General features: G+C 69.4%; 20 protein-coding genes. 9 read left to right on the top strand and 11 right to left on the bottom strand.

The window, feature by feature from the left end; translation table 11 throughout:
* Positions 1-224 precede the first annotated feature (224 nt).
* Together BN1701_RS33425 and BN1701_RS33420 are read left to right on the top strand one after the other, a co-directional pair.
* Entirely contained in the window at positions 225-833 is a 609-nt protein-coding gene (locus BN1701_RS33425) for a LysE family translocator (protein WP_054055430.1), read from the top strand.
* Entirely contained in the window at positions 764-1,240 is a 477-nt protein-coding gene (locus tag BN1701_RS33420) for a phenylalanine--tRNA ligase beta subunit-related protein (RefSeq protein ID WP_082860221.1), read from the top strand. Before BN1701_RS33425 ends, BN1701_RS33420 begins: the two co-directional genes overlap by 70 nt.
* A gap of 122 nt (positions 1,241-1,362) precedes the next feature.
* Here the strand turns inward: BN1701_RS33420 and BN1701_RS33415 are convergent, their stop codons facing one another.
* From BN1701_RS33415 to BN1701_RS33390, 6 genes are all read right to left on the bottom strand, one after another.
* Positions 1,363-3,033, bottom strand: a complete 1,671-nt coding sequence (locus BN1701_RS33415) for an RICIN domain-containing protein (RefSeq protein WP_054055428.1) — start codon at positions 3,031-3,033, stop codon at positions 1,363-1,365.
* A gap of 138 nt (positions 3,034-3,171) precedes the next feature.
* On the bottom strand, positions 3,172-4,926 hold the full coding sequence (ctaD, locus tag BN1701_RS33410) for a cytochrome c oxidase subunit I (RefSeq protein WP_054055427.1): 1,755 nt from the start codon (positions 4,924-4,926) through the stop codon (positions 3,172-3,174).
* 352 nt (positions 4,927-5,278) lie between these two features.
* The gene (locus BN1701_RS33405; protein ID WP_054055426.1) at positions 5,279-6,529 is read right to left on the bottom strand and encodes an aldehyde dehydrogenase family protein; all 1,251 of its coding nucleotides are present in this window, start codon (positions 6,527-6,529) and stop codon (positions 5,279-5,281) included.
* An 83-nt stretch (positions 6,530-6,612) separates the two neighbouring features.
* On the bottom strand, positions 6,613-7,179 hold the full coding sequence (locus BN1701_RS33400; RefSeq protein ID WP_054055425.1) for a TetR/AcrR family transcriptional regulator: 567 nt from the start codon (positions 7,177-7,179) through the stop codon (positions 6,613-6,615).
* 4 nt (positions 7,180-7,183) lie between these two features.
* A complete protein-coding gene (locus BN1701_RS33395; protein WP_054055424.1) occupies positions 7,184-7,891 on the bottom strand; it encodes a M50 family metallopeptidase in 708 nt (235 codons plus the stop codon).
* A gap of 33 nt (positions 7,892-7,924) precedes the next feature.
* Complete coding sequence (locus BN1701_RS33390; protein WP_054055423.1) at positions 7,925-9,001, bottom strand: FAD-dependent monooxygenase; 1,077 nt, start codon at positions 8,999-9,001, stop codon at positions 7,925-7,927.
* Positions 9,002-9,043: 42 nt separating this feature from the next.
* On the opposite strand from BN1701_RS33390, the gene BN1701_RS33385 reads away from it, so the two are divergent.
* The 6 genes from BN1701_RS33385 to BN1701_RS38400 all read left to right on the top strand — a co-directional run bounded on the left by BN1701_RS33385 (position 9,044) and on the right by BN1701_RS38400 (position 14,437).
* Entirely contained in the window at positions 9,044-9,631 is a 588-nt protein-coding gene (locus BN1701_RS33385) for a TetR/AcrR family transcriptional regulator (protein WP_054055422.1), read from the top strand.
* A gap of 38 nt (positions 9,632-9,669) precedes the next feature.
* A complete protein-coding gene (locus BN1701_RS33380; protein WP_054055421.1) occupies positions 9,670-10,548 on the top strand; it encodes a TIGR03619 family F420-dependent LLM class oxidoreductase in 879 nt (292 codons plus the stop codon).
* Between the two features lie 119 nt (positions 10,549-10,667).
* Entirely contained in the window at positions 10,668-11,039 is a 372-nt protein-coding gene (locus tag BN1701_RS33375; protein WP_082860481.1) for a nuclear transport factor 2 family protein, read from the top strand.
* Between the two features lie 166 nt (positions 11,040-11,205).
* Complete coding sequence (locus BN1701_RS33370) at positions 11,206-11,409, top strand: cold-shock protein (RefSeq protein WP_054055419.1); 204 nt, start codon at positions 11,206-11,208, stop codon at positions 11,407-11,409.
* A gap of 200 nt (positions 11,410-11,609) precedes the next feature.
* On the top strand, positions 11,610-13,970 hold the full coding sequence (locus BN1701_RS33365; RefSeq protein WP_054055418.1) for a Tex family protein: 2,361 nt from the start codon (positions 11,610-11,612) through the stop codon (positions 13,968-13,970).
* Positions 13,967-14,437 carry an SRPBCC family protein gene (locus BN1701_RS38400; protein WP_369800686.1) on the top strand — a complete coding sequence of 157 codons (471 nt, stop codon included), beginning with the start codon at positions 13,967-13,969 and terminating at the stop codon, positions 14,435-14,437. The genes BN1701_RS33365 and BN1701_RS38400 overlap by 4 nt, the downstream gene beginning before the upstream one ends.
* Here the strand turns inward: BN1701_RS38400 and BN1701_RS33350 are convergent.
* Entirely contained in the window at positions 14,403-14,828 is a 426-nt protein-coding gene (locus tag BN1701_RS33350) for a hypothetical protein (RefSeq protein WP_054055415.1), read from the bottom strand. The two genes, BN1701_RS38400 and BN1701_RS33350, sit on opposite strands and share 35 nt — an antisense overlap.
* Positions 14,829-14,914: 86 nt before the next feature.
* On the opposite strand from BN1701_RS33350, the gene BN1701_RS33345 reads away from it, so the two are divergent.
* Complete coding sequence (locus BN1701_RS33345) at positions 14,915-15,601, top strand: metalloregulator ArsR/SmtB family transcription factor (RefSeq protein ID WP_054055414.1); 687 nt, start codon at positions 14,915-14,917, stop codon at positions 15,599-15,601.
* 128 nt (positions 15,602-15,729) lie between these two features.
* Here BN1701_RS33345 and BN1701_RS33340 read toward each other — a convergent pair whose 3' ends face one another.
* The 4 genes from BN1701_RS33340 to BN1701_RS33325 all read right to left on the bottom strand — a co-directional run bounded on the left by BN1701_RS33340 (position 15,730) and on the right by BN1701_RS33325 (position 19,041).
* Positions 15,730-16,071: a YciI family protein gene (locus BN1701_RS33340; protein ID WP_054055413.1), complete on the bottom strand. Its 342-nt coding sequence runs from the start codon at positions 16,069-16,071 to the stop codon at positions 15,730-15,732.
* 235 nt (positions 16,072-16,306) lie between these two features.
* Positions 16,307-17,023 (bottom strand): thioesterase II family protein, encoded by a 717-nt coding sequence (locus BN1701_RS33335; protein ID WP_054055412.1) that lies wholly within the window; start codon positions 17,021-17,023, stop codon positions 16,307-16,309.
* Positions 17,024-17,127: 104 nt separating this feature from the next.
* Positions 17,128-18,327 (bottom strand): methionine adenosyltransferase, encoded by a 1,200-nt coding sequence (gene metK / locus BN1701_RS33330; protein WP_054055411.1) that lies wholly within the window; start codon positions 18,325-18,327, stop codon positions 17,128-17,130.
* 3 nt (positions 18,328-18,330) lie between these two features.
* Positions 18,331-19,041: an indole-3-glycerol-phosphate synthase gene (locus tag BN1701_RS33325; protein ID WP_197672168.1), complete on the bottom strand. Its 711-nt coding sequence runs from the start codon at positions 19,039-19,041 to the stop codon at positions 18,331-18,333.
* Positions 19,042-19,082 lie beyond the last annotated feature (41 nt).

Here is a 19,082-nt window from a genome sequence, read left to right as displayed (position 1 = left end):
GTCCGTCCGAGAGTAATGCCGGTTGATTTCCAAAGTGTCAACATCTTCGATACTTGAGCCGTGCGGGTAATCGCCGTGCAGCTGGATCACGTCGAGTCCCGCGGCGCGGAACGCAGGCCACACACCTTCACGTACATGCGACCAACCCCCAATCGGACAGTGACCGGTAGGGTGATCGCAGGGGGATTGTCTCCTCGCGTAAGCACTGTTGCGAGAGGATCGCGATGAGCGTCGAATTCTGGTTGACCACACTGGTCATCGTCATCACGCCGGGAACCGGCGTGGTCTACACAATGGCCGCGGGCCTTTCCCGCGGCGCGCGAGCGAGCGTGGTCGCCTCCTTGGGCTGCACACTGGGGATCGTGCCGCACATGGCCGCGGCGATCACCGGCCTCGCCGCGTTGCTGCACACCAGCCAACTCGCCTTCGAGATCCTGAAGTACGCGGGCGTGGCGTACCTGCTCTACATGGCCATCAGCACATTGCGCGACAAGAGCGCGCTGACTGTCGAGAACGCCGAACCCGAGCCGGTACGCAAGGTGATCGTGTCCGGAATCGTGCTCAACCTGCTCAATCCGAAACTCACGATCTTCTTCTTCGCGTTCCTGCCGCAGTTCGTCGCCGCGAACGAGTCCGGCGCGTTCATCAAAATGGTCGGACTGAGCGCGATCTTCATGGCGATGACATTCGTGGTGTTCATCGGATATGGCATGTTCGCCGCGTCGATCCGCAACCATGTGATCTCTCGGCCTAAGGTACTCACCTGGATTCGCCGGGTCTTCGCCGCCGCGTTCATCGCACTGGGCGCACGGTTGGCCTTGGCCGGAATGTAACCGTCCATTCATCGCTCGAAAACGCAATCTCCTTGGCGTACGCGATCCCGATCGCCGTGTTCGACACCGCGGCGATCGACACGTCGCTGGAGGTTCGGCACGCCACCGGCGGCGAGACGTACCTGGCGTTCAACGGCGACGAGGAGCACCCGGAGCCGAACGAGGTCGTCTTCGCTGACGCGGCGGGCAAGGCCCACGCCCGGCGGTGGACCAACCGGAAGAGCGCGTACTCCGCGGTGCGGGGCACCACATCGTCGCTGCTCATCGTCGCCGAGGCGCTGCACGAGTCGGCGGTCAACGATGTCCAGGATCTGCTGGCCGCCGTGACCGAGGAGATGGACGCCGTCTGGTCGGCCACCGCCAAGTCCACCGTCCTCAGCGCCGAGTCACCCCGCTTCGAGCTCTAACCCGCCTCCCCGGATTTCTAAGGTTGGTCGCCTTTGCTGGACCACGGTGCGGACAGGCGCCCACCGTGGTCCAGTGCCGATACGTTCCCCTAAGGCGGCGGTTGGTGGGGGTGCGGGCCCTACTACATGCGCCACTTTTGGTTGTTGCCGCCCCAGTAGGGCCACTGGATCAGTTGGGCGCCGTTGTTCGCCGAGATGCCGGAGACGTCGAGGCAGTGGCCGCTGTGCTTGGCCACCAGCTTCACCCAGCCGTTGCCGACGCCCTCTGGTCGCCACTTCTGGTTGTCACCGCCCCAATAGGGCCACTGGATGATCCGGGCGCCCTGGGCGGTGGAGATGCCCTCGACGTCCAGGCACATGCCGCTGTGCTCGACCATGATCCGGTAGTAGCCGCCGCCGACCGGGTCAAGGCGCAGGCGCTGGTTGCCGCCACCCCAGTACTGCCACTGGATCACCGGGGCGCCCGCGTTCAGCGAGATCCCGGAGACATCGATGACCTTGCCGCTGTGCAGCGACGTGATCGGCGCCGGGCCGACGCGCCAGCGCTGGTTGTCCCCGCCCCACCAGTCCCACTGGACGATCTTGGCGCCGGAGTTCTGCGAGATGCCGGAGACGTCGAGTGCCCGGCCGCTGTTCTTGGCCACGATCCGGTAGTAGCCGTGGCCGACCGGGTCGAGGCGGAACCGCTGGTTGTTGCCGCCCCACCAGTCCCACTGGTGCACCTGCGCGCCGTTGCCGGTGGCCTGGCCCTCGATGTCGACGACCTTGTTGCTGTGCTGGGCGATGAGCCGGTAGTGGCCCGTCTCGACCCATTCGATCTTGAAGATCTGGTTGTTGCCGCCCCAGTAGTCCCACTGGTGGGCGTCGGCGCCGTTGGCGGTGGACTGGCCCTCGATGTCGAGGCACTTGCCGCTGTGCTTGACGAAGATCGGGCCGGTCGGCGGGTACAGCTTGCGGACGCCCTCGATGTCGTCGGTGGTGAGGACCCGCTTGGTGGTGCCCGCGCTGGGGGCGAAGGCGTACATCACAGCGCTGGTGTCGCTGGAGTGCGCCAACCCCAGGAAGTGCCCGATCTCGTGCAGCGCGATGGACTCCACGTCGAACGCGCCCGCCCCGCCGAGCCCCCAGGCGTTCTCCTGGTCGTCGAAGTGCAGCGGCCGCGGGATGGCGTTGCCGTAGAAACCGCAGCCGGGCGGGTAGTCACAGTGGGCGAGGGTGCTGCCGGTCATGTCGGTGTCACCGCAGTTCGCATTGCCCCAGCGGATCAGCAGGTCAGGGCTCTGGTTCGTGGCGACCTCGCGGAAGGCCAGGGGGGCGGCGGCCGACCAGGTGATGAACGCCCTGCGCACGGCTTGACGCTCGTCGTCGCCCGCGATGTCGGCGGTGCCCGCGTCGAATGCGTAGGTCAGCGCGGTCTTGTTCCACGCGCACGTGGTGGTGAACGCCAGCGGCGACGGGGCGGGCGGGTCGGGCAGCAGACACCGCGTCCGCGTCATCAGCGCACGGGTGGCCTCGTCGAAGACACCGGTCGCGGGCAGACTGTTGACGGCCTGGAACTGGGCGAGCGCTGTCGATGTGTCCGAGTCCAGCGTTCCGGTGACCTTCGCGTCGGCGTCCTTGGCACCCAGCTCCTCGGCCTGTTCGACCTTGGTGTCGTCGGTCAGGTAGCCGAAGCGGCGCAGGTATTCCTGAACCTGGTCGAAGCCCTCCGGGGCCTCGTCGAGCTTGGCTTCCGCCACGGCGGCGACCGCGGAGTACGGCGGTTCCTTCGGCGGGTCGGTCGGTGCTGACATCGTGTCCCCTTTTCGTGATGCGTACCGGCGCCCCCCACGCCGCTGCCACCTACTAAGAGCACCTCACCGCCATTGTGATACATGCCACACACGACAAAGCCCCGGCGCGCTGGCGCCGGGGCTTTGAATTTGTCAGCTTCAGGGCTTCGGGTCGTCCTTGTGCGCTTCCACGGTGTGGACCACCGCTTCGTGCGCCTTCTCATCGAGGTGGGAGACGTGCCCGATGTTCCGCTCGGCCTCTATCCGCTCAAGCATGTGCGGATAGTGCAGGTCGAACGCGGGACGCTCGGACCGGATGCGCGGCAGCTCGGTGAAGTTGTGCCGCGGCGGCGGGGAGCTGGTGGCCCACTCCAGGGAGTTGCCGTAGCCCCACGGGTCATCGACGGTCACGATCTCACCGAAGCGGTAGCTCTTGAAGACGTTCCAGATGAACGGCAGCGTCGAGGCACCGAGGATGTACGCGCCGATGGTCGAGATCATGTTCAGCGTGGTGAAGCCGTCGCTGGCCAGATAGTCGGCGTACCGGCGCGGCATGCCCTCGTTGCCCAGCCAGTGCTGGACGAGGAACGTGCCGTGGAAGCCGAGGAACGTGGTCCAGAAGTGCAGCTTGCCCAGCGGCTCATCGAGGAACCGGCCCGTGATCTTCGGGAACCAGAAGTAGATCCCGGCGAAGGTCGCGAACACGATCGTGCCGTAGAGCACATAGTGGAAGTGGGCGACGACGAAGTACGTGTCGGACACGTGGAAGTCGATCGCCGGGGCGGCCAGCAGGACACCCGTCAGACCACCGAAGAGGAACGTCACCAGGAAGCCGACGCTGAACAGCATCGGTGTCTCGAAGGTGAGTTGCCCCTTCCACATCGTGCCGATCCAGTTGAAGAACTTCACCCCGGTCGGGACCGCGATGAGGAACGTCATGAACGAGAAGAACGGCAGCAGGACCGCGCCGGTCGCGTACATGTGGTGCGCCCACACCGTCATCGACAGCGCCGCGATACCCAGGGTCGCGTAAATAAGGGTGCGGTAGCCGAACAGCGGCTTGCGGCTGAACACCGGGAAGATCTCGGACACGATGCCGAAGAACGGCAGCGCGACGATGTAGACCTCGGGGTGGCCGAAGAACCAGAACAGGTGCTGCCAGAGGATCACGCCGCCGTTGGCCGGGTCGAACACGTGCGCGCCGATCTGCCGGTCGGCCAGCAGGCCGAGCAGCGCGGCGGTCAGGATCGGGAAGGCCAGCAGCACGAGGATGCTGGTGATCAGGATGTTCCACACGAAAATGGGCATCCGGAACATCGTCATGCCGGGCGCGCGCAGGCAGACCACGGTGGTCAGCATGTTGACCGCGCCGAGGATGGTGCCGAGACCGGCGACCACCAGGCCGGTGATCCAGAGGTCCGCGCCGACACCCGGAGAGTGGATCTTGTCCGACAGCGGGGTGTAGGCGAACCAGCCGAAGTCGGCGGCGCCACCCGGGGTCAGGAAGCCCGCCATCACGATCAGGCCGCCGAACAGGTACAGCCAGTACGAGAACGCGTTGAGCCTCGGGAACGCCACGTCGGGCGAGCCGATCTGCAGCGGCAGGATGAAGTTCGCGAAGCCGAAGAGGATCGGGGTCGCGTACAGCAGCAGCATGATCGTGCCGTGCATGGTGAACAGCTGGTTGTACTGCTCCTGCGACAGGAACTGCTGTCCCGGCACGGCGAGCTCACTGCGGATCAGCATGGCCATCGCGCCGCCCACCATGAAGAAGGCGAACGAGGTGACCAAGTACATGATGCCGATTTGCTTGTGGTCCGTCGTGCTGAACAACCGCAGCAGGTACGAACCCTTGAGCGTCTCGCGCGCCGGATACGGCCGCGTCGCGATCGGCTGCGGGGCTACTGCAGTCACTCCTGCCTCCTGCATATGCCTGGTGGTGGACATGGTCGAGCCGCTGGCTCACTGGCTCGGGGGAATCCTAGCCCCGTCTGGTGGGGGTGGCTCGGCTGGGTTGACACCGTTTGACGTGGGCCTCGCCACGGGTGGCGGCCGTCACAGGGCCTACTGGCACCGTGGGCGCCTGCGGGCTGATCCGTGGGTGCCTGATTGGGTGGTTCGCCTTGATTTGGGGCCCCTCGAATGGGCCTGTGCGGGTCAAAAGGCGAGGTCAAGGAGCCTCACCCGCACCGCGAGTTTAGGCCCATTCACCCCAAATCAAGGCGAACCACCCAATCAGGCCGTTGGTCTTGGCCTGTTGCGCTGCTTAGGCGGGCAGCACTGCGTACTGGCGTAGTGACAGGTCGGTGAAGGTGACCGGGCCTCGGGGGCCGGGGACTCGGTCGAGGTTGATGCCTGTCTCGGGGACTCCGCGCAGCTTGAAGCCGTCCAGTAGGCGGGTGGGGGCGTTCCAGAAGACGCCGGTGCCGGTGTAGGTGGTGATGAAGCGGTTGGCGGCGGTCTTGTCTTCGGTGACGATGGCTGCGGCCAGGCCGGAGGTGTCCTGGTTGGCGATGCGGACTGCCTGGTCCAGGCCGTCGACCGGGGCGATGGTGACGGTGGCCTCGTGGTCTCCGTCTAGTGCCCACTCGTAGCCGAGGGGGTGCTCGTGGGGCGGCAATGACGGGGTGACCCCTGCCTTGGCCAGGGCTTCTTGGATGCCCGGCAGCGCCGCGTCGTAGATGTCGCGGTGGACCAATAGGAGGTTGAGGCGGTTGCAGACCCCTAGGCGGTCGAGGCTGCGGGTGATGAGGTCCTCGGCGCGGGCGGGGTCGGCCTTGGCGTCGTAGTAGAGGACGCCGCCGCCGTCGGCGTGGGCCAGGGTGCGTACGCCGTGCTTGGCGGCGCGGCGGTCCAGGTCGCGGGTGGTCTGGCCGCTGCCGCGCACGATGACCAGGGGGATCAGGTCGGGAAGTTCGACCAGCGCGCCTGCTGCGGCGCGGTCGGGGGTGGGCACGAGTTGGATGACGTCGGGGTCGATGCCCGCGTCGGACAGGCTGGGGGCGATGACCTGGTCGACCAGCGCGGTGGCCGACTTGAGCGCGGCCGAGCCGGTGCGCAGGACGCCCGCGTTGCGGGATTTGACCAGTTGGGAGGCCACGTCGACGGTCACGTTGGGGCGGGCCTCGTAGTTGGCCCCGATGACCCCTACCGGCTTGCGCAGCTCGACCAGGCGCAGGCCGCCGTCGAGGTCACGGACGGGAGTCTGGGCGGGCGGGTGCGGGACGGAGGCCAACAGGCGCAGCTGTTCGGCCATCTCCTCCAGGCGCTGCTCGGTGATGCGCAGGCGGTCGAGTAGGCCGCCGCTCATCCCGGCGGCCTCGGCGGCGGCGACGTCCTCGGCGTTGGCGGCGAGGATCTTGGCCCGGCTGGAGTGCAGGCGGGCGGCCATCTCGCCGATCGCGGCGTCGACGGCCTCGTCGGAGGCGCCCGCGAGGTCCGGCGCGGCGAGCTTGGCCTTCGACGCGCACGCGGCGACGATCTCGCCGATGGCTTCGGGGGTCTGCTCGTCGCTCACGGTGTGTCCCTTCCTCGGGGTGATCTGGAAGACCGGCCCGTCCTCGACATCCCTGCGACCGGTTCGTGGTTGTCGAGTCTGCCTTATGCCTTGACCAGCGCGCGAAGCGTGTCGGCCAGGACGCGGACCGGAATGTCGGGGTCGATGACGCGCTGGATGCCGAGGCCGATGCCCAGGCTGAGCAGCGCGACGGCCAGGTCGGCGGCGGGCAGCGCGCTGTCCCACGGCTCGGCGACCATGGCGATGGCGTCCCGGACGGCGCGGTCACGCAGGGCGAGCTGCTCGCGGAGCGCGGGGTCGCGGCGGGCGTGCGCGGCGAACTCGACCTCCAGCATCGTCCAGCCCTCGTCGCCGACCATTCGTTCGGCCCACTCGGCGAACCCGGTGAGGGCGTCGTCGAAGGACTTGCCCGCGATCAGGCCCGCGACGGTGACCAGGTGCTCGGCGTGGATCTCGTCGAGCACGGCCAGGCACAGCTCGTCCTTGTTGCGGAAGTTGGAGTACACCGCCCCCTTGGAGAACCCGGCGGCCTCGGCCACCTTCTCCAGCGAGGTCGGGTGGTACCCGTCGCGCAGGAACAGCTCCCGCGCGGTGGCGAGGAGCTGCTCGCGGGTGCGCGCCTGGCTCTCCGCCCTGGTCAGTCTCGGCATGCCGTCAGCCTAGGAGCAGCCATCCAGCGGCGATGACCAGCGCCCCGAGGTTGACGAGCCCGAACGAGCCGACCCAGAAGAATCCGGGCGCGCCGGTCAGCCGGGCCAGCTGGTCGGCGTCGGAGTCGCGGGCCTGTCCGCGCCTGCGCTTGGTCTGCAGCTCGCCGACCGGGCGGAGGCCGCCGAGCAGGAGGAACCAGGTGATGAGGTAGGCGAAGGCGGCCTGGACGGTGTCGGTGGCGAACCAGGACACCGCGAACAGGACCGCGCCGGTGGCGATCAGGGTCAGCGCGCCGTAGAGGTTGCGGATCATGATCAGGACGCCGAACAGCAGCACCGCGCAGCTCATCAGCAGGGCCGACACCCGCTCGGTCTGGAGGAACGCGGCGAAGCCGAGCCCGAGCAGCGACGGCGCGACGTAGCCCGCCAGGGCCGTGCAGACCATCCCCGGGCCGTCGGGCCTGCCGCGCGAGACGGTGACGCCGGAGGTGTCGGAGTGCAGCCGGATGCCCGAGAGTCTGCGGCCGACCAGCACCGCGACCAGCGCGTGGCCCGCCTCGTGGACGATCGTGATCACGTTGCGGGCGGGCCGCCACAGGGCGTTGACCACCACCACGACGGCCGCCACGGCCAGGGTCACCAGGATGACCGGCTCGGGCGGGCGGGACTGGTCGCCGAAGAGCTGCTGCCAAAGATCCGGAACTGACTGCACCCGTCGATCTTCCCGCAGCCACCTGTGAGGGAGCTATGGGGTGGGCGGCGTCCAGTCCAGCATGCCGGTCACGGACCGCCGCAGGACCGCGGCCGGGATCATCCGCAGACCGGCGTTCCGGACCACCGCGGCGGGCTTGTACGGCAGGTGCACCATCTTCACCACCGCCAAGGACCGCTTGACGATCTTCTGCGCGCGCGGCCTGCGGATTCGGTCGTATTCACGCAGGCCCGCGGCCAAGTCGTCGCGGGAGGCCAGGATCGCCAGGCTCACGGCGTCCTCGATCGCCTGGCAGCCGCCTTGCCCCAGGTAGGGGGCCATGGCGTGGGCGGCGTCGCCGACCAAGACGACGTTGTCGCGGACAAAGGTGTCCAGGGGCGGTTGGGAGTAGACGTCGTGGCGCATGACCGCGGCTGGGTCCGCGGCGGCGAGGATCGACGGGATGGGCTCCGGCCAGCCCGCGAAGCGGCGGCGCAGCTCAGGAAGTTCGTCGGCGCGCTCGCCCTCCGGGGCCCGCGCACCCGCGTAGCAGTAGAGCCGGTCGCCCATCGGGAACGCGCCGAAGACGGCGCCGTCGCCCCAGGTCTCGTTGCCGTCGAAGGCCGGGATGCCCGCGGCGGGCACGGTCATGCGCCACGCGGTGCTGCCGATGAAGCGCGGACCCGGGGCGTCAGACCAGTAGGTCCGCCGCACCGCGCTGCGGGCTCCGTCGGCGCCGACGAGCAGGTCGACCGTCGTCGGGTCGAACCGGTCCACCCGCTGCCCCGGCCGCAGGGCACCGGCGGGAACGGCGTCGACCAGGATCTTGAGCAGATCGGCGCGGCGCAGCATCAGCAGTTCGCCCGGCTCGCCGGTGCCGCGCATGATCCAGCGGCCCCGCTTGTCCCGGAATCCGCCGCGGCCGGGGTGCGCGCCCGCCGCGCGCACCGCGTCCCCGATGCCGAGGGCGTCCAGTGCACGCAAAGCGTTGCCCCAGATCGAGATACCGGCCCCGACCTCGTCGAATGCCGGGGCCTGCTCGTGCACCCGGACATCCCACCCACGCTGGGCGAGCCCGGCCGCCGTGGCCAGCCCACCGATTCCCCCGCCGATCACCGCCGCTGTGCGCATGTCGCCTCCTCTACATCTGTAGAAGACACTACACTTGTAGAGATGACGACCGCTACGGGCCGCCGCGACGCCATCGCCGACGCCGCCATCGCCACCCTCGCCCGTGACGGGATGCGCGGGCTGACCCATCGCGCGGTCGACAAGACCGCCGGGCTGCCGGAGGGGTCGTGCTCCTACTACTTCCGCACCCGCCAGGCGCTGCTGGAGGCGACCGTCCGGCGTCTGGCCACGCTCGACGAGGACCTGGTCGCGCCGATCGCGGGACTGCCCGCGCACCTGAGCGTGAACGACCTGGCCGACCTGTTGACCGGGGCCGTCGAGCTGGCCGCGACCGACCAGCGGGACCGCCACCTGGCGCGATACGAGCTGTCCCTGGAGGCGACCCGCCGCCCCGAACTGCGGGCCACGCTCCTTGAGGTGGGCAAGCGCTATCGGGAACTCGCGACCGCGCTGCTCACCGCCGCCGGGGCCGCGAACCCCGACCGGCAGGGGCCTGATCTCGTCGCCTACCTGGACGGTCTGATGTTCGACAGCATCGCGGGGGCGGGCGCCCGGGAGTTCGACCGCGCCGCCGTGCGCCGCTCGTTCGGCGAGGTGCTCGCCGCGATGATCTCTGGATCACCCGACTAGAACACGTTACAGTTCTCGCACGGACGAAGGGTGCGGGAATGAAGTTCACGATGAGCGTGGCGATGAGTCCGCTGGACCAACTCACCGAGCTGGCGCGCACCGCCGAGGAGTGCGGCTTCACCTCGATCGCCCTGCCTGACTCGCTGTTCTATGCCGAGTCAGTGGCCGCGAAGTACCCCTATACCGACGACGGCAGCCGGTTCTGGACCGAGGACACACCGTGGCCCGACCCGTTCGCCGCGGCCGCCGCGATGGGCGCGGTCACCAGCAGGATCAGGTTCTACCCGCAGGTCCTCAAACTCGGCCCGCGCAACCCGCTGCTGCTCGCCCGCCAGGTCGGCAGCGTCGCCGTGCTGACCGGCGACCGGTTCGGCCTTGGCGTCGGGCTCGGCTGGTCGCCGGAGGAATCCGAGTGGTGCGGCGCCCCGTTCGCCGACCGCGGGGCCCGCGCCGACGAGGCCATCGAGGTGCTGCGGCTGATCCTCGGCGGCGGCATGGTCGAGCACAGCGGCCGGTTCTACGGCTTCGGCAAGCTGCGCATGAGCCCCGCGCCCGCCGCTCCGGTGCCGATCTACGTCGGCGGCCACTCCCCCGCCGGACTGCGCCGCGCCGCGCGCCTGGGCGACGGCTGGACCTCGGCGATGATGCGGTTCACCGAGCTGCGCGACACCGTCAAGACCCTGCGCGACCTGCGTGCGGAGTACGGCCGCGACGGCGAGCCCTTCGAGATCCAGGCGGTGTGCGTCGACCGGTTCGGCCTCGACGGGTTCCGCGCGCAGGCCGAGATCGGCGTGACCGACGCGGTCACCGTGCCGTGGATGTTCTACGGCGCGGGCTTCGACGCGCCGCTGCGGGACAAACAGGACGGTATCCGGCGCTTCGCCGACGACATCATCCACCGATTCGAGGGGGACTAGAACGTCATGCACCGATTCGACAGGGCCGACGACATCATCCACCGGTTCGAGGGAGACGCGTGATCACCTGGACGGCAGCCACCACCGATCATCCCGCGCGCACCGCGGCGCTGGCGTCGATGGACGCGGTCAGCCGCAAGGCGCGCGACGAGTGGATCGGCCTGTTCGCCCCCGATGGGGTGGTCGAGGATCCGGTCGGAAAGTCGCCGTTCGACCCCGAAGGCAAGGGGCACCACGGGCACTCCGGGATTGCCGCGTTCTGGGACATGGCGATCGCGGGCGTGGAGCGGTTCGAGTTCCGGATCGTCGACTCGTTCGCCTGCGGTGCCGAGGTGGCCAATGTGGGCACCATCAGCGCTTTTCTGCCCGGCGGGGCCCGCGTGGACACCGAGGGCGTGTTCGTCTACCGGGTCGGGGATGACGGTCTCATCCGGTCTGTCCGGGCGTTCTGGGAACTGGAGCGGACGATGGCGGGCATTCGTCACGACTGACCCGGGTTCGGTTCACCGCCCAGCGTGAACATGCTCGCCGGGCGGTTCCGGTTGTGGTTGACTGACTGTGGTCGATCGCTCCGCCAACGTAACGTTGGCCCGGTCGGCTGCGAGATGACACGTGTCCGCACGATGCGGTCACAAGTAAGAAAGCTAGGAGACAAGCATGGCCCAGGGCACCGTCAAGTGGTTCAACTCGGAAAAGGGCTTCGGATTCATCGCCCCCGATGACGGCTCCTCCGATGTGTTCGTGCACTACTCGGAGATCCAGTCGAACGGGTTCCGCACCCTCGAGGAGAACCAGAAGGTGCGCTACGAGGTCGGCCAGGGCGCCAAGGGCCCCCAGGCGACCGGTGTGACCATCGTCTGACACTCGTCTCAACCTCGCGGCTGACGTCGCGTTCCCGAGACCTTCACGGAGAAGAGCCCCGCTTGTGCCGAAGCGGGGCTCTTCTCCTGTCTCAGTGTCCACAGTGGACGTAGTTGTCCACAGGTCTTGTGCCCCCGCTCCCGCCGAACCACCGGGTCCGACAGAATGGACTTTCCACCCCGGACGAGGAAGCAGGAGTGATGACCGACCTGGCGCACGGGATCCATCAGCGCATCGCCGAGGAACTGGGCGTGCGCGAACGGCAGGTGGCCGCTGCCGTCGAGCTGCTCGATGGCGGGGCGACGGTCCCGTTCATCGCGCGCTACCGCAAAGAGGTCACCGGCACCCTCGACGACGCGCAGCTGCGCACCCTCGACGAGCGCCTGCGCTACCTGCGTGAGCTGGAGGAACGCCGGTCGGCGATCCTCGACTCGATCCGCGAGCAGGGCAAGCTGGACGACGCGCTGACCGCGCAGATCATGGGCGCGGACTCCAAGGCCCGCCTGGAGGACATCTACCTGCCGTTCAAGCCCAAGCGGCGGACCAAGGCCCAGATCGCCCGCGAGGCCGGGCTCGAACCGCTGGCCGACAGCCTGATCGGTGATCCCACGCTGGCCCCGGAGGCCACCGCTGCCGCCTATGTCGACGTGGACAAGGGCGTGGCCGACGTCAAGGCCGCGCTCGACGGTGCCCGGTCGATCCTGGTCGAACGGTTCGCCGAGGACGCCGACCTGATCGGCGAGCTGCGCGAGCGCATGTGGGGGCGCGGCGTGCTGGCCTCAAAGGTCCGCGACGGCAAGGAGACCGACGGCGCCAAGTTCGCCGACTACTTCGACTTCTCCGAGCCGTTCGCCAAGCTGCCGTCGCACCGCATCCTGGCGATGTTCCGGGGCGAGAAGGAAGAGGTCCTGGAGCTGGCCATGGAGGCCAGTCCGGAGGTCGACCAGACGGTGGTCCCCCCGGTCCGCACCGACTATGAGGTGCGCATCGCCCAGCGTTTCGGAGTCAGTTCCGAAGGCCGCGCCGCCGACAAGTGGCTGTCGGACACGGTCCGCTGGGCCTGGCGCACGCGCATCCTGGTCCACTTGGGCATCGACCTGCGGGGCAGGCTGCGCCAGGCCGCCGAGGACGAGGCGGTGCGCGTGTTCGCCGCGAACCTGCGCGACCTGCTGCTCGCCGCGCCCGCCGGGTCCCGCGCCACGATGGGCCTCGACCCCGGTTTCCGGACCGGCGTCAAGGTCGCGGTGGTCGACGCGACCGGCAAGGTCGTCGCCACCGACACGATCTACCCGCACGTGCCGCAACAGCGGTGGGACGACTCCCTGGCCACACTCGGGAAGCTGGCCGCCGCGCACAACGTCGAGTTGGTGGCGATCGGCAACGGCACCGCGTCGCGGGAGACCGACAAGCTGGCCACCGACCTGATCGCCAAGTTCCCGGCGCTGAAGCTGACCAAGGTCATGGTCTCCGAGGCGGGCGCCTCGGTGTACTCGGCCTCGGCCTACGCCTCGCAGGAACTCCCCGGCCTGGACGTGTCGATCCGCGGCGCCGTGTCGATCGCCCGCCGCCTGCAGGACCCGCTGGCCGAGCTGGTCAAGATCGACCCGAAGTCGATCGGGGTCGGCCAGTACCAGCACGACCTGTCCGAGGTGAAGCTGTCGCGCTCGCTCGACGCGGTGGTCGAGGACTGCGTGAACGGCGTCGGCGTGGACGTCAACACCGCGTCCGCCCCCCTGCTGACCAGGGTGTCCGGCATCGGCGCGGGCCTGGCCGAGAACATCGTCGCCCACCGCGACACCCACGGCCCGTTCCGCTCCCGCAAGGGCCTCAAGGACGTCCCGCGCCTGGGTGCCAAGGCGTTCGAACAGTGCGCGGGCTTCCTCCGCATCCCCGCGGGCGACGACCCGCTCGACGCTTCCAGCGTGCACCCCGAGGCCTACCCGGTGGTCCGGCGCATCCTCACCGCGGCCGGGGTCGCACTGCCGTCCCTGATTGGCAACACCACCACCCTGCGCGCCCTGCGCCCGGAGAAGTTCGTCGACGAGACGTTCGGCCTGCCCACGGTCACCGACATCCTCGCCGAACTGGAGAAGCCCGGCCGCGACCCGCGACCCGCCTTCAAGACGGCCACCTTCGCCGAGGGCGTCGAGAAGCTCGCCGACCTCAAGCCGGGCATGACCCTGGAAGGCGTCGTCACCAACGTCGCCGCCTTCGGCGCCTTCGTCGACATCGGCGTCCACCAGGACGGCCTGGTCCACGTCTCGGCCCTGTCGAAGACCTTCGTCAAGGACCCCCGCGACGTGGTGAAGTCCGGCGACGTGGTGAAGGTCAAGGTGCTTGAGGTCGACATCCCCCGCAAACGCATCTCCCTGACCCTGCGCCTGGACGACGAACTCCCCACCCCAGGCCAACCCGCCACCGGCCGCCCCAAGGGCGGCAGGCCGCAGCAACACCGCTCCACCACCGACCAACGCGGCGGCGACCAACGCCGAGGCCGCCAGGACACCCCCGCGTCCGGTTCCCTGGCCGACGCCTTGCGAAAGGCGGGCTACCAGGGCTGACACCCGGTTGCTGGGCGTGCTTTCCGGCAGCACGCCCAGGACCGACGCTGCCAAATCGATCGCTTCGAGCGAGATGCACCCGGACCGGCGCGTCGACCAACAGAAGGCCGTCGAAACCACCTGCGGCGCGGACGGATTCCGGGTCTGGGTGGTCGAAGTCGACTCGACGGTCGCGGGGGTTCGCCGCCGCCCGGCTGGACCACGACGAATCATGGGCGAGATCGACCCACCGTGAAACTGCCCTCTCGACATCGCCCTGCGCACACGTTCGCGGTGATCGTGGCCTGGTGACCCGCGTGCGCGGCGAGTGGACCTTCACACCTGACGGCGCGGGCACGCTGGTCCGGTGGACCTACTCGTTCTTCGCCCGCCCGCGCCGAGGGTTCCTGATCCGCCTGGTGGTGGTGCCGCTCTGGCGGCGCTACGCGACCATCACCCTTGCCAAGGCAAGCGCCGCGCTGGGGTGAACCGGACGGCGAGGCGAGACAGGGCCAGGACGGCGACGAGCAGGCCGAAGTCGCGCAGGGCGACGTCGTAGAAGCCGGGAATCGTCAGCAGGTTCACGATGATCCCCGCCAGCCAGGCGGCGACCAGCAGGGCGCCGTAGCGGGGCACCAGCGCCACCGCGACGCCTGCGACGATCTCGATCACGCCCACGGCGTACATCGCCTGCTGGGCGGTGCCCGGGACCAGGCTGTCGATCCACGGCGCCAGGTAGATGGGCCACTCGACGAGCAGGTTGGCGAACTTGTCCAGCCCGAACAGCACCGGCGCCACGGTGAACACCGTCCGCAGGGCAAGGAAGGCCTGATACGCCGGATCCGCCAGCGCGGACCGGGTGGACACATCGGACGACATGGCATCCTCCTTCTAAAATCAATGTGTCTTGACTTTAGAAGCGTCCAGGTTGTTTCGTCAACAGAAGTTGGCTTTAGAATGGTGCCGTGGACGACGCACGGGAGGACTCGGTCTCGGCCGTGGCCGCGCTGGAGGAGCCGACGCGGCGCAGGCTGTACGACCACGTGGTGCGCCAGCCGAACCCGGTGACCCGGGACGACGCCGCCACGGCGTGCGGGCTGCCCCGGGCGACCGCCGCGTTCCACCTCGACCGACTCGCCGACGAGGGGCTGCTAGACGTCGTCTACGAACGGCGCAGCGGCCGGTCCGGACCGGGCGCGGGCCGCCCCTCCAAGCTGTATCAGCGCTCCGGCCGCCAGGTCGCGGTGTCGCTTCCCGAGCGCCAGTACGAGTTCGCCAGCCGACTCCTGGCCGCGGCGATCGAAGACGTGGAGCGCACCGGCGACACCCCGCGCGCGGCCTTGGACCGGCACGCGCGCGAAGCGGGCGAACGACTCGGCGAGGCCGCGCGCACCGCGGCGGACCTCGATCAGACCGAGGCCACGATGCGGGCCTTGGACGACTACGGGTTCGAACCCCGGGCGACGGACACCGGGATCGTGTTGGGCAACTGCCCGTTCCACACGCTCGCGCGGGCGCACACCGAGATGGTGTGCGGCATGAACCTGGGTCTGCTCAACGGCTTCCTGACCGGACTCAGCGCCACCGGGCTGCGCGCCACGCTCGACCCGGCGCCGGGGTTCTGCTGCGTCCGCATCGAACCCGCGGGGTGATCACGAACGGCCAGCGCAGGTCCGCTGCAGAACAACGGGCCGAGGTTCTTACTCGGCGAGCGGGACGAACAGCGGCCGCACCTCGTGGCCGGGTTGAGCTTGGCGATCTCCGCCGCGGAGTGATCAGGTCAGTCGGCGGGCGGGACGAATAGCGGTCGGACCTCGACGCCGCCCGCACGGGTGGCCGGGTTGAGCTTGGCGATCGCCACCGCGGTGTCGGCGTCGGGCGCGTCCAGGATGAAGAAACCGGCGACGACCTCCTTGGCCTCGACGAACGGCCCGTCGGTCACGACGTCGCCGCGGATGGCGGTGGCGGTGGGACTCGGGGCCAGCGCGAACCCGGTGACGATCTCCCCGCCGAGTTCCTTGACCTGACCCTGGTACTGGTCGAGCAGCGCCACGTAGTCGGGCGTGAGCGCCATCGGGTCGGCGGGCGCGGGCGAGTAGATCAGGACCGCGTACTGGGGCATCAGGGTCTCCTCGACATCAGCGTCCGTCCCGCGACGAACAGCGGACCGCCACGGTCGACACCGTAGTCGGCGCGATCCGGTGCGCGCCATCCGGCACGGGAGGAGTTGCCAGCTGTCCTCGCCTGTGCGTCGAGCCCGGCGGCGAGGCCCCGAATCAGACCGTGAGTTCCGCTTTGGGGAACTCCTAGGGACCAGTGGCTAGTCGGTCTGAACCGAGGCCTCGCCGCCGGGAGATCTAGGCGGGCTCGCGCACCTTCCGACTCGCCGCGGCGCGGAGGAGTTCGGTGATGACGGGGAGCCGGTCGTATGGGAAGTAGTGGTCGCCGCGCAGGGCGGTGTGGGTGAACGCGGCCGTGGTGTAGCGGGACCATTCGAGGCCGAGGGCGGGGGTGGCCAGCGGGTCGTCGTCGGCGTGCCAGGCCATCAGGTCCAGCGCCATCGGGGTGGCGTCGGGGTGGTAGCCCACGATCAGCGCGAGGTCGGAGCGCAGCGCGGGCAGAAACAGCGCTCGAAGCGGTGAGGTGCGCAGGATCGGGTTGACCGCGCCCATCTCGGCCAGGGCGTCGATCAGCGCGTCGTCGTCCATGTCCAGCAGGGGCGCGAACAGCCGGGCCGACGACTGGTGCGGCGGCCGGGAACCGGCCAGCACCACGAACTCCGGGCGCGGCAGTCCATCCGCGACGATCCGCTTGCCGGTCTCGAAGGCGAGCAGGCCGCCGAGGCTGTGGCCGAACAGCGCGTACCGACCCGGACCGGACACAGTGGACGCCAGCTCACCGGCGAGATCCACCAGGGACGTCGCGGGTGGCTCGCGGCGGCGGGCCCCCCGGCCGGGGAGGTCCACCGCCGCGACGGTGAACTCCGCGGGCAGGCCCGAGACCCATGACTTGAACATCGCCGACGAGCCGCCCGCGGGGGCGAGGCACACCAGTCGGATCGGGTCGGGTGTCATGGGTCCGGGCCGCCTTCCGCATGGATCAGATGTCGAGAAACCCGCGCGGCTCGCCAACTCGAACCCGGTCGGGTGTCATGGGTCCGGGCCGCCTTCCGCATGGATCAGATGTCGAGAAACCCGCGCAGGGCGTCGACGCGGTTGGTGCGCTCCCAGGGCAGGTCGAGGTCGGGCCTGCCGAAGTGACCGTAGGCCGCGGTCGGGGCGTAGATCGGGCGCAGGAGATCGAGATCACGGATGATCGCGCCCGGGCGCAGGTCGAACACCGCGCGGACGGCCTCCTGGATCTTGGTCGGGTCGACCGTCTCGGTGCCGAAGGTCTCCACGAACAGGCCGACCGGGGCCGCCTTGCCGATGGCGTAGGCGACCTGCACCTCGATGCGCGTGGCCAGACCGGCGGCCACCGCGTTCTTCGCCACCCAGCGCATCGCGTACGCGGCCGAGCGGTCGACCTTCGACGGGTCCTTGCCCGAGAACGCGCCGCCGCCGTGGCGGGCCATGCCGCCGTAGGTGTCGACGATGATCTTGCGGCCGGTCAGGCCCGCGTCGCCCATCGGGCCGCCGACGACGAAGCGGCCGGTCGGGTTCACCAGCAGGCGAGCGCCCGAGCTCTCCAGGCCGAGCGCCTCCAGTTCCGGGGCCACGACGTACTCGCTGACGTCCGGGGCGAGCAGGCTGTCCAGGCTCACGCCCTCGGCGTGCTGCGACGACACGACGACGGTGTCGAGCCGGACCGGCTGGTCTCCGGCGTACTCGATGGTGACCTGGGTCTTGCCGTCGGGCCGCAGGTACGGCATCACGCCGGACTTGCGGACCGCGGTCAGCCGCAGGGCAAGGCGGTGAGCCAGGGCGATCGGCAGCGGCATCAGCTCGGGGGTGTCGCTGCACGCGTAGCCGAACATCAGGCCCTGGTCACCTGCGCCCTGGCGGGCGATCTCGTCCTCGCCGTCGCTGTCGTCGACGCGCACCTCGTGGGCGGTGTCGACGCCCTGGGCGATGTCCGGGGACTGCGACCCGATGGCGATGTTGACCCCGCAGGAGCGGCCGTCGAAGCCCTTGGCCGACGAGTCGTAGCCGATCTCCACCACGCGGTCGCGGACGATGCCGGGGATGTCGGCGTACGCCTCGGTGGTGACCTCGCCCGCGACGTGCACCTGGCCGGTGGTCACCATCGTCTCGACGGCGACGCGCGAGCGCGGGTCCTTGGCGAGCAGCGCGTCGAGGATCGAGTCGCTGATCGCGTCGCAGATCTTGTCCGGGTGTCCCTCGGTGACCGACTCGGAGGTGAACAGGCGGCTGTTCATGGATCAGGCCCCTTTCCGGGCGAATTCGGTGGTCCTGGAGTTGTCGAACGCGTCGAGCCAGTCCCCCACGCTCGGCGCGCGGAGTAGGGCGGTGCCGACCAGCAGGCCCGCGTAGCCGAGGTCGGCGAGCCGGGCGGCGGTCTCAGGGGTGTCGATCCCGCTGGCGCTGACCGGCGCCCGGGTTCCCGACGCGCGCAGGAACGGAAGCATCCGTTCGCTCCTGGTCAGGTCACCCGTGTCGCGCTCGCCGGTCTTGATGTCCTTGTTGTTGACCGCGATGACGCACTGCGAGGCCGACGTGATGCCGGTGATCTCGTCCTCGGAGGTGATCTCGACGAACGGGGTCAGTTCCAGCGACAGGGCCGCGTCGATCAGGTTGGCCAGGCTGGAGCGGGTCAGCAGCCCGGCGGTGAGCAGGACCGCGGCCGCGCCGCAGCGGCGGGCTTGCTGGATGTGGTCGCGGCGGGTGATGAAGTCCTTCTGCAGCACCGGTTTCCCGGTGCGGTCGACGACCTCACGCAGCAACTCGGGGGTGCCGCCGAACCAGCGGCCGGTCACCACTGAGACGCACGCGGCGCCCGCGGTCTCGTAGTGGGCGACGACCTCGGCGACGGTCCGACCGCCCATCAGGTCGTTGCCGTGCGGGTCGCGCCGCTTGACCTCCATGATCAACGGGCGCCGCGCTTCCAGCAAAGCCTCAATGAAAACACTCACGACGGCCCCTCGCAGGCTCCGGGCCGCCGCTCGCGGTCGCC

This window comes from Alloactinosynnema sp. L-07, from assembly GCF_900070365.1.
Lineage (GTDB): Bacteria > Actinomycetota > Actinomycetes > Mycobacteriales > Pseudonocardiaceae > Actinokineospora.
This window is presented reverse-complemented; position numbering and strand designations above follow the sequence as displayed.